Annotated in this window: 8 protein-coding genes; 4 read left to right on the top strand and 4 right to left on the bottom strand. The window is 72.9% G+C overall.

What is annotated here, in order from left to right; genetic code table 11:
• Positions 1-152 precede the first annotated feature (152 nt).
• On the bottom strand, positions 153-1,958 hold the full coding sequence (lepA, locus tag ET526_RS16885; protein ID WP_135469208.1) for a translation elongation factor 4: 1,806 nt from the start codon (positions 1,956-1,958) through the stop codon (positions 153-155).
• A gap of 159 nt (positions 1,959-2,117) precedes the next feature.
• A complete protein-coding gene (locus tag ET526_RS16880) occupies positions 2,118-3,722 on the bottom strand; it encodes a helicase HerA-like domain-containing protein (RefSeq protein ID WP_135469206.1) in 1,605 nt (534 codons plus the stop codon).
• A 215-nt stretch (positions 3,723-3,937) separates the two neighbouring features.
• On the opposite strand from ET526_RS16880, the gene rpmI reads away from it, so the two are divergent.
• The 4 genes from rpmI (at position 3,938) to pheT (ending at position 8,406) form a co-directional block, all read left to right on the top strand.
• A complete protein-coding gene (rpmI, locus tag ET526_RS16875) occupies positions 3,938-4,141 on the top strand; it encodes a 50S ribosomal protein L35 (protein WP_135469204.1) in 204 nt (67 codons plus the stop codon).
• Between the two features lie 13 nt (positions 4,142-4,154).
• Positions 4,155-4,529 (top strand): 50S ribosomal protein L20, encoded by a 375-nt coding sequence (rplT, locus tag ET526_RS16870; RefSeq protein WP_135469202.1) that lies wholly within the window; start codon positions 4,155-4,157, stop codon positions 4,527-4,529.
• A 216-nt stretch (positions 4,530-4,745) separates the two neighbouring features.
• A complete protein-coding gene (gene pheS, locus ET526_RS16865) occupies positions 4,746-5,831 on the top strand; it encodes a phenylalanine--tRNA ligase subunit alpha (protein WP_135469212.1) in 1,086 nt (361 codons plus the stop codon).
• Positions 5,832-5,883: 52 nt separating this feature from the next.
• On the top strand, positions 5,884-8,406 hold the full coding sequence (pheT, locus tag ET526_RS16860) for a phenylalanine--tRNA ligase subunit beta (RefSeq protein ID WP_135469199.1): 2,523 nt from the start codon (positions 5,884-5,886) through the stop codon (positions 8,404-8,406).
• Positions 8,407-8,700: 294 nt separating this feature from the next.
• Here pheT and ET526_RS16855 read toward each other — a convergent pair whose 3' ends face one another.
• The gene (locus ET526_RS16855) at positions 8,701-9,693 is read right to left on the bottom strand and encodes a branched-chain amino acid ABC transporter permease (RefSeq protein WP_135469197.1); all 993 of its coding nucleotides are present in this window, start codon (positions 9,691-9,693) and stop codon (positions 8,701-8,703) included.
• A gap of 3 nt (positions 9,694-9,696) precedes the next feature.
• Complete coding sequence (locus ET526_RS16850; protein ID WP_135469195.1) at positions 9,697-10,785, bottom strand: branched-chain amino acid ABC transporter permease; 1,089 nt, start codon at positions 10,783-10,785, stop codon at positions 9,697-9,699.
• Positions 10,786-10,802 lie beyond the last annotated feature (17 nt).

The following is a 10,802-nucleotide window of genomic DNA, read 5'->3' as shown; positions in this document are numbered from 1 at the left end:
TATGCACAGTCAGGGCAATAGAGGTCTAGCTTGGCGGGCGCTGAACCTGCCGGCGCCCTGAGGCGCCCGCTCGGGCGGCGGCACCCCCGGGAGATCGCAACCGATCCGCCCCCTGGCGCCGGCGCACGGATGGTGCTCGGCGGGATCCGGCGTCAGGCGTCCATCTTCAGCGCGGCGATGAAGGCGCTCTGCGGGATCTCCACCTTGCCGAACTGGCGCATGCGCTTCTTGCCCTCCTTCTGCTTCTCCAGCAGCTTGCGCTTGCGCGTGATGTCGCCGCCGTAGCACTTGGCGGTGACGTCCTTGGAGAGGGCCGAGATGGTCTCGCGCGCGATGATGCGCCCGCCGATCGCCGCCTGGATCGGGATCTTGAAGAGCTGGCGGGGGATCAGCTCCTTCAGCTTCTCGCAGATGGCGCGGCCGCGCTTCTCCGCCGCGGAGCGGTGCGCCATGAAGGAGAGCGCGTCCACCGGCTCGTTGTTCACCAGGATGGAGATCTTCACCAGATCCCCCTCCTGGTAGCCGTCCCACTGGTAGTCGAAGCTGGCGTAGCCGCGGCTGACCGACTTCAGGCGGTCGTAGAAGTCGAACACCACCTCGTTCAGCGGCAGGCGGTACACCGCCATGGCGCGGTTGCCGACATAGGTCAGCTCCACCTGCTGGCCGCGCCGCTCGTTGCACAGCGTCAGCACCGCGCCGAGATAGTCGTCGGGCACGAAGATGGTGGCCTTGATCCAGGGCTCCTCGATCGCGTCCACCACCGAACCGTCGGGCATGTCGGCCGGGTTGTGCAGCTCGATCCACTCGCCGTTGGTCTTGCGGAGGCGGTAGACCACGGAGGGGGCGGTGGCGATCAGGTCGAGGTCGAACTCGCGCGAGAGCCGCTCCTGCACGATCTCGAGGTGCAGCAGCCCGAGGAAGCCGCAGCGGAAGCCGAAGCCGAGCGCGGCCGAGGTCTCCGGCTCGTAGTGGAAGGAGGCGTCGTTGAGGCGCAGCTTGGCCAGCGACTCGCGCAGCTTCTCGAAATCGTCCGCGTCCACCGGGTAGAGGCCGCACCACACCACGGGGATCGAGGGCTTGAAGCCGGGCAGCGGCTCGGCGGCGGGGGTGCGGTCGTCGGTGATGGTGTCGCCCACCTTGGTGTCGGCCACCGTCTTGATCGCCGCGGTCAGGTAGCCCATCTCGCCAGGCCCGAGGCTCTCGACCGGCACCATCTTCGGCGTGAACACGCCGACCTGCTCCACCGTGTGCACGGCGCCGGTGGACATCATGCGGATCTTCTGGCCCTTGCGCAGGTGGCCGTCCTTCACCCGCACCAGCACGATCACGCCGAGATAGGGGTCGTACCAGGAATCCACGAGCAGCGCCTTCGCCGGCGCCCGCGGGTCGCCCTTGGGCGGGGGCAGGCGGGTGACGATCGCCTCCAGCACCCCCTCGATGTTGAGGCCGGTCTTGGCGCTGATAAGCACCGCGTCGTCGGCGGGCAGGCCGATCACGTCCTCGATCTGCTGCTTCACCCGCTCGGGCTCGGCGGCGGGAAGGTCGATCTTGTTCAGCACCGGCACGATCTCGTGCCCGGCCTCGATCGCCTGGTAGACGTTGGCGAGCGTCTGCGCCTCCACCCCCTGGGAGGCGTCCACCACGAGCAGCGAGCCCTCGCAGGCGGCGAGGCTGCGGCTGACCTCGTAGGCGAAGTCCACATGGCCCGGCGTGTCCATCAGGTTCAGGACGTAGTCCTCGCCGTCCTTCGCCCGGTAGGTCAGGCGCACGGTCTGGGCCTTGATGGTGATGCCCCGCTCGCGCTCCAGCTCCATGTTGTCCAGCACCTGCTCCTTCATCTCGCGGTCGGAGAGGGCGCCGGTGGCCTGGATCAGCCGGTCGGCCAGGGTGGACTTACCGTGGTCGATATGGGCGATGATCGAGAAGTTGCGGATGCGGGAGAGCGGGATGTCGGTCATGTCGTTCCGGCGGCGCGGGGCCAGGGGGGCGGGCGCGGCGCCCGGCTGATGCGGCGGAGATAGGGCAGCGGGCGCCGGAATCAAAGCGTTGCGGCGCGCGGCGGCCCCGCCCCTGGCCGGGCCGGCTCGCCGCCGCGCGGCGGTGCCGCCTCGGCGGATCTAGCGCTTCAGGATCGAGCCGAGCACGCCGCGCAGCACCGCGCCGCCGATCTGCCGCCCGACCTGGGTGCCGATGGTGCGGGCCATGGACTTGACCAGCGCCTCGCCCGCGCCCTGGCGCCTGCCGCCGCCGCCCGTCAGCACGTCAGAGAGCACGCCGCCCATGCCGGAGGGACGGGAGGGCTGCTGCGGGAGGGGGATGCGCCGCGCGGTGGGCGGGGGCGCGCCGCCGGCCGGAGGGGGGGCCGCAGGCGCCGTGCCCCAGGGGCTGCCCTGGCGCACCGGCGCCGGGCCGGCGGGGTGCGGGCCGGCCTCGGCGGGCAGGGTGGTGGCACGGCCGACCAGCATCTCATAGGCCGAGTCGCGGTCGAGCGGCGTGTCGTAGCGGCCGGCGAGCGGGCTCGCGGCGAGGATGGCGGCCCGCTCCTCTCCGGTCAGCGGCCCGATGCGCGAGCGCGGCGGCACGATGCGGGCGCGCTGCACCACCGAGGGCGTGCCATCCGCCCCGAGGGTGGAGACCAGCGCCTCGCCCACCGCGAGTTCGGTGATCGCCTCCTCGGTGCGCAGGCGGGGGTTGGGGCGGAAGGTGGCGGCGGCGGCGCGCACCGCCTTCTGGTCAGCGGGGGTGAAGGCGCGCAGCGCGTGCTGCACCCGGTTGCCGAGCTGGCCGAGCACGCTCTGCGGCAGGTCGAGCGGGCTCTGGGTGACGAAGTAGACGCCCACTCCCTTGGAGCGGATCAGCCGCACCACCGTCTCCACCTTCTCGACGAGCGCGCGCGGCGCGTCGCGGAACAGCAGGTGCGCCTCGTCGAAGAAGAAGACCAGCTTGGGCTTGGGCAGGTCTCCCACCTCCGGCAGCTCCTCGAACAGCTCGGCGAGCAGCCAGAGCAGGAAGGTGGCGTAGAGGCGCGGCGAGGCGACCAGCCGGTCGGCGGCCAGCACGTTGACGGCGCCGCGCCCGTCGGGTGCGGTCAGCATCAGGTCGTCGAGGGAGAGGGCGGGCTCGCCGAAGAAGTGCTCGGCCCCGGCCTGCTCCAGCATCAGCAGCCGGCGCTGGATGGCGCCGAGGCTCGGCCTGGTGACATGGCCGTAGGCGGCGGAGAGTTCCGCCGTGCGCTCGGCCATGTGGGCGAGGAGGGCGCGCAGGTCCTTGAGGTCGAGCAGCAGCAGCCCCTCGTCGTCGGCGAGGGCGAAGGCGATGGTGAGCGCGCCTTCCTGCGCCTCGTTCAGCTCCAGCATGCGGGCGAGCAGCACCGGGCCCATCTCGGCGATGGTGGCGCGCAGCGGGTGGCCCTGTTGGCCGAACACGTCCCAGAACACGACCGGCGCCGCCTCGTAGGCGAAATCCGTGACGCCGAGCTCGCGCGCGCGCTGCTCGAGCTTCGGGTTCGGCGTGCCGGGGGCGGCGATGCCGGAGAGGTCGCCCTTGATGTCGGCGCAGAACACCGGGACGCCGGCGCGCGAGAAGCCCTCGGCCATGCTCTGCAGCGTCACCGTCTTGCCGGTGCCGGTGGCGCCGGCGATCAGCCCGTGACGGTTGGCGCGGGAGAGGGGGAGGGCGCAGGGCTCCTCGCCCCGGCCCAGCAGAATCGAGGTCGGCGCCATGCGGAGGATTCCTCGGCGTTGCGGCGGCGACGGATATAGGGGAGGGCGCGGCCGGGCGCACCTCTTGCCCGCGGCGCCGCCTTGCGCCGCCCGGCCGCGGCGGCTATAGGCCGCCCCTCCCGCGCGACCGGGCCCGTTGGGGCATGCCCGGCCGCGGCCACGCGTCCGCGCGCCCCCGGTTTGGGCGGCGGCGCTTCCCGACCAGGAGATCCGAAATGCCCAAGATGAAGACCAAGTCCTCGGTCAAGAAGCGGTTCCGCCAGACCGCCACCGGCAAGGTGCTGGCCGGGCCGGGCAACAAGCGCCACGGCCTGATCAACCGCCCGCAGAAGATGAAGCGCCAGAACCGGGGCACCCAGGTGCTGGAGCCGCAGGACGCCAAGACCGTCCTGCAGTGGGCGCCCTACGGCCTGCGCTGAGGAGGGCTGAGACATGGCTCGCGTCAAGCGGGGCGTCACCGCCCATGCCCGCCACAAGAAGGTGCTCGCCCTCGCCAAGGGCTACCGCGGCCGCAGCGGCACCAACTACCGCCCGGCGCTGGAGCGCGTCGAGAAGGCGCTGCAATACGCCTACCGCGACCGGCGCAACAAGAAGCGGGACTTCCGCGCGCTCTGGATCCAGCGCATCAACGCCGCGGTGCGCGAGCACGGGCTGACCTACAGCCAGTTCATCGCCGGGGCGAAGGCCGCGGGCATCGCGCTGGACCGCAAGGTGATGGCGGCGCTCGCCTTCGACGACGCGCAGGCCTTCGCCGCGCTGGTCGAGCGCGCCCGCGCCGCCCGCGCGCCCGCCCAGGCGGCGGAGTAGCGCCCGCCGCGCGGGGCCTCTCCGCGCCGGCAGCCGAGGCCGGAGCGGATCGCGGACGGCCGGACCCGGCCGGAGGCGCGAGCCTGCTCCAAGAAGGATGGGCTGGAGCCGTTTCCGCAAGGCGCGGCCGAGTGGAAGCGGCTCCGCAGCAGGGCCGCCCCGGAGGGGGCGGCCCTTCGCCATGCGGGACAGGATGCCATGACCGACGCGACGACGATGCGGGCCGATGATCTCGCCGCGCTGCGCGAGGAGACGGCGGCGCAGCTTGCCGCCGCCGCGGACCTCCGCGCCTGGGATGCGGTGCGGGTCGGCGTGCTCGGCCGCGGCGGGCGGCTGACGGCGCTGCTCAAGGCGCTCGGCGCGCTGCCGCCCGAGGCGCGGCGGGAGCGCGGCGCCGCCCTCAACCGGCTCAAGGCCGAGCTCGAGGCCGCGATCGAGGCCCGCCGCGCGGAGCTGGAGGCGGCGGCGCTGGAGGCGCGCCTCGCCGCCGAGCGGCTGGACGTGACGCTGCCGCCGCGCCCGCACCCGCCCCTCGGCGCCGAGGCGGGAGCCATCCACCCAATCAGCCGCACCATGGAGGAGCTGGTGGCGATCTTCGGCGCCATGGGCTTCCGCGTGGCCGAGGGGCCGGACATCGAGAGCGACTGGCACAATTTCGGCGCCCTCAACATCCCCGAGCACCATCCGGCGCGGCAGGACCACGACACCTTCTACCTTCCCCCAGGCCCGGACGGGCGGCGGCCGGTGCTGCGCACCCACACCTCCCCGGTGCAGATCCGCACCATGCTGACGCAGCCGCCGCCGATCCGCGTCATCGTCCCCGGCCGCACCTGGCGCGCCGACCACGATGCCACCCACTCGCCCATGTTCCACCAGGTGGAGGGGCTGGTGATCGACCGCGCCATCACCCTCGGCCACCTCAAGGGCTGCCTGATCGACTTCCTGCGCGCCTTCTTCGGCATCGCCGACCTGCCGGTGCGGTTCCGCGCCAGCTACTTCCCTTTCACCGAGCCCTCGATGGAGGTGGACATCGGCTGGAACCGCAGGACGGGCGAGCTCGGCAAGGGCGGGGACTGGCTGGAGATCCTCGGCAGCGGCATGGTGCATCCGCGCGTGCTGGCCAATTGCGGCCTCGATCCGCGCGAGTGGCAGGGCTTCGCCTTCGGCATGGGCGTCGAGCGCATCACCATGCTGAAGCACGGCATGGCCGATCTCCGCCCCTTCTACGAGAGCGACGTGCGCTGGCTGCGCCACTACGGCGCCGACCCGCTCTCGCCCCCCTCCCTGGCGGAGGGCGTGTGATGCGAGCCGCGCGCGCGGAGGCGCGCGCCCGGCGCATGGGGGCAAGCAGACGATGAAGTTCACCCTGTCCTGGCTGCGCGAGCACCTGGAGACGGAGGCGCCGCTCGAGCGCATCGCCGAGACGCTCTCGGCCATCGGCCTCGAGGTCGAGGGGGTGGAGGACCGCGGTGCCGCCCTCGCGCCCTTCCGCATCGCCCGCGTGGTGGAGGCGGTGCCGCACCCGAACGCCGACCGCCTGCGCGCGCTGAAGGTGGATGTGGGCGACGGCCGCCTGCTCTCCGTGGTCTGCGGCGCGCCGAATGCGCGTGCCGGCATGATGGGCGTCGCCGCGCTGCCCGGCGCCTTCATCCCCGGCACCGGCATCACCCTGAAGGCGGGCGAGATCCGTGGCGTCCGCTCCGAGGCGATGATGCTCTCGGCGCGCGAGATGGGCCTCGGCGAGGACCACACCGGCATCGTGGACCTGCCGGCGGAGGCGCCGCTTGGCGAGAGCTACGCGCGCTGGGCCGGGCTCGACGACCCGGTGATCGAGATCGCCGTCACCCCGAACCGCGGCGACGCGCTCGCGGTGCGCGGCGTGGCGCGCGACCTGGCGGCGGCCGGGCTCGGCGCGCTGCGGCCCTGGCGGGCGGAGCGCGTGCCCGCCGCCTTCGCCTCGCCGCTGCGCTGGGAGATCGCCGATCCGCGCGCCTGCACCTGGGTGCTGGGGCGGGCGCTGCGGGGCCTCTCCAACGGGCCGAGCCCGCGCTGGCTGCAGGACCGGCTGAGCGCGATCGGCCTGCGCCCGATCAACGCGCTGGTGGACGTCACCAACTTCTTCACCTACGACCTCGGCCGCCCGCTGCACGTCTTCGACATGCGCAAGGTGAAGGGCGGCGTGCTGACCATGCGCATGGCGCGCGAGGGGGAGCGCCTGGCCGCGCTGAACGGCAGGGAGTACGCGCTCACGCCGGAGGACGGCGTGATCGCCGACGCCGCCGGGCCGGAGGCGCTCGGCGGCATCATCGGCGGCGAGCATTCGGGCTGCGACGAGGGCACCACCGAGGCCTTCATCGAATGCGCGCTGTTCGACCCGGTGCGCATCGCCCGCTCCGGCCGTCGCCACGACATCCGCACCGACGCGCGCGCGCGCTTCGAGCGCGGCCTCGACCCGGCGCTGATGCCGCAGGCGATCGAGGCCGCGGCGGCGATGATGATCGCGCTCTGCGGCGGGGAGGCGAGCGAGGTGGTGGAGGCCGGGGCTGAGCCGGCCTGGCGGCGCAGCGCCACCCTGCGCTTCGAGCGCCTCGCCGGATATGGCGGCGCCGAGGTCGCGCCGGAGGAGGCGGTGGGCATCCTGGAGCGCCTCGGCTTCGCGGTCGAGGCGCGGGACGCGGCGCGGGTCACGGTGGCGGTGCCCTCCTGGCGCAACGACGTCGCGCAGCCGCCGGCGCTCGACCAGGACCCCGCCCTGCCGCCCGAACGCGCCCGCGCCGCCGCCGAGGGCTGCGCCGCGATCGAGCCGGAATGCGACCTGATCGAGGAGGTGCTGCGCATCCGCGGCCTCGACCGCGTGCCCCCCGTCTCGCTCCCGCTCGCCTCGCCGGTGCCGCCGCCGGCGCTGACGCCGCGGCAGGCGCGGGCGAACCTGGCGCGGCGGGTGGTGGCGGCGCGGGGGATGCTCGACTGCGTCTCCTTCGGCTTCCTGGCGCGCGATCTCGCCGCGCTGTTCGGCCCCGCCGCGGAGCGGCAGGTGCCCCCCGCCGCGGAGCGGCAGACACCGTGGAGCCCGCCGGAGGCGCTGCGCCTCGCCAACCCGATCGCCGCCGATCTCGACCAGATGCGCCCGACCCCGGTCGCCTCGCTGCTGCTCGCGGCGGCGCGCAACGCGGCGCGCGGCTTCCCCGACCTCGCTCTGGCCGAGCTCGGCGGCGCCTACCGCGACGCGACGCCAGAGGGGCAGCTCGCGGTGCTCGCCGGGGTGCGCGCCGGCGCCACGCCGCGCCACTGGGCTGAGCCCTCCCGCCCGGTGGATGCGATGGACGCCAAGGGCGACGCCCTGGCGGTGCTCGCCGCCCTCGGCGTGCCGATGCCGGCGCTGCAGGTGGCGGCGGAGGACCTGCCCGGCTTCTACCACCCCGGCCGCGCCGGCCTGGTGCGGCAGGGCAAAACGGTGCTGGCGAGCTTCGGGGAGGTGCACCCGAAGGTGCTGGCCGCGCTCGACCTCGCCGGCCCGGCGGTGGCCTTCGAGGTGTTCCTGGACGCGGTGCCGGAGCCGAAGCGGCGCCGCAAGGGCATGCCCGACCTGCCGCCCTTCCAGCCGGTGCGGCGCGACTTCGCCTTCCTGGTGGAGGAGGGGGTGCCGGCCGAGGTGCTGCTGCGCGCCGCGCGCGGCGCCGACCGCCAGCTCATCGCCGAGGTGGCGCTGTTCGACCGCTATGCCGGGGAGCGGCTGCCGCCCGGGAAGGTGAGCCTCGCCCTGCAGGTGACGCTGCAGCCGCGCGCGGCGACGCTGACCGATGCGGAGATCGAGGCGGTGGCGGAGCGCGTCATCGCCGCGGTGACCAGGGCAACCGGCGCCACGCTCAGGGGGTAATGTCGGTCCGTCGGGCGCGGCCCGCTCCCGACGCAAGCAGGCGGCCGGATGGCCGCCGCCCTGGCATGATCCACTTTTCCCCGGGCGGCTGAGTCACCGCTCCGGCGAGGACGCCCCCGCGGATCGGGCGCCGATGCGGCGAAGCCGGGCACGCACCAGCGCTTGAGAGCGGAGCGTCGCAATCCGCAAGACCTGGCGTACCGCCGGCGGTGCGGCTTCGGGGCGATCCCGCCTGGGTGGAGGCCCGGCCATTCCCCTGCGGCGGGCGGCCGGAAGGGCCGCCCGCGCCCCGGTTCAGAGCTTCACCTTCAGCCAGTTGCCGATCTCGCCCACGATGCCGCGGCGGAAGGCGAGCACGCAGGCGACGAAGATGATGCCCTGGATGACGGTCACCCAGGCGCCCATCTCGGCCAGGTAGTTCTGCATGGTGACGATCACGGTGGCGCCGATCACCGGGCCGAACACCGTGCCGAGGCCGCCGACCAGCGTCATCAGCACCACCTCGCCGCTCATCGCCCAGTGCACGTCGGTCAGGGTGGCAATGCCGAAGACCAGCGACTTGGTGGCCCCCGCCACGCCGGCGAGGGTGGCGGAGAGGGTGAAGGCCATGAGCTTGTAGTCGTCGGTGCGGTAGCCGAGCGAGGTGGCGCGCGGCTCGTTCTCGCGGATCGCCTTCAGCACCTGGCCGAAGGGGGAGTGGACGATGCGGTGGATCAGCAGGAAGCCGATCAGGAAGATCGCCGCCACCGTCCAGTACATCGCCATGTCGGAGGAGAGGCTGATGGCGCCGAACAGGGAGCCGCGCGGGATCGCCTGGATGCCGTCCTCGCCGCCGGTGAAGGGCGCCTGAAGGCAGAAGAAGTAGACCATCTGCGCCAGGGCCAGGGTGATCATGGCGAAGTAGATGCCGGAGCGGCGGATGGCGAGCCAGCCGAAGGCGGCGCCGAGCACGCAGGCCACCGCCGCGCCGGAGAGGATGGCGAGTTCCGGCGTCAGCCCCCAGACCTTCGCCGCATGGCCGCCGATGTAGCCGCCCATGCCGAAATAGGCGGCGTGCCCGAAGGAGAGCAGGCCGACATAGCCAATCAGCAGGTTGAAGGCGCAAGCGAACAGGGCGAAGCAGAGCAGCTTCATTAGGAAGACGGGGTAGAGGAAGAAGGGCGCGACCGCCATGAACACAATCATGACTCCGAGCGCCAGGAGCTGCGCCCGGGTGAAGCCCCAGTAGCCCGCCTCGGCCGCGGGGCGGCCGCGCAGCGCGGTGCCGGTCAGGGTGGTGTCAGCCATGGGTCAGGCCCTTCCGAAGAGGCCGGCCGGCCGCGTGAGCAGCACGATGGCCATGATGACGAAGATGACGGTGGCGGAGGCTTCCGGCCAGAACACCTTGGTCAGCCCCTCGACCACGCCGAGGGCGAAGCCGGTGAGGATGGCGCCGAGGATCGAGCCCATCCCGCCGATGACCACCACCGCGAACACGACGATGATGAGGTTGGTGCCCATCTGCGGGTTGACCGAGTAGATGGGCGCGGCCAGCACGCCGGCGATGGCCGCGAGCGCCACGCCGAAGCCGTAGGTCAGCGTCACCATGCGCGGCACGTTGACGCCGAAGGCCTGGACCAGGGCCGCGTTCTCCGTCGCGGCGCGGAGATAGGCGCCGAGACGGGTCTTCTCGATCAGCAGCCAGGTGCCGAGGCAGAGCGCGAGGGCCGCGATCACCACCCAGCCGCGGTAGACCGGCATGAACATGAAGCCGAGGTCCCAGGCGCCGGAGAGTTCGGGCGGGATCCGGTAGGGCAGGCCGGAGGAGCCGAATTCGTTGCGGAACACGCCCTCGATGATCAGCCCGATGCCGAAGGTGAGCAGCAGGCCGTAGAGGTGGTCGAGCTTGTAGAGGCGGCTGATCATCAGCCGCTCCAGCAGGATGCCGGTGGCGCCGACCACGACCGGCCCGATGAGCAGCGCCCACCAGTAGGACAGGCCCTGGGGGAAGAGGGTGCCGAGGGCGCCGCTGATCGGCCCGCCGCCTTCCATGAAGACGCTGCCGGCCCAGAGGACGGCGAAGAGGGTGGCGAGCCCGATCCGCAGCCGGTGCGCGACCCTGAGGGCGGCCAGCAGCCAGTCGAGGAGCAGCACGGCGAGCGGCAGCAGCATCAGCGCGAAGCCGGTGCGGGCCGCCGGCACGTTGCCGAGGCTGAGCAGCATCCAGGCCGCGAAGGCGCCCATCATGAACTGGGCGCCATGCGTGAAGTTGATGATGTTGAGCAGCCCGAAGATCACGGCGAGGCCAAGCGACAGCATCGCGTAGAAGGCGCCGTTGATCAGCCCGAGCAGCAGCTGCCCGAACAGCAGCGGCGCTGGGATGCCGAAGATATCGTCCATGCGGTCCCTGGTCCCTC

The sequence above is a fragment of the Crenalkalicoccus roseus genome, assembly GCF_004761865.1.
GTDB lineage: Bacteria > Pseudomonadota > Alphaproteobacteria > Acetobacterales > Acetobacteraceae > Crenalkalicoccus > Crenalkalicoccus roseus.
This window is presented reverse-complemented; position numbering and strand designations above follow the sequence as displayed.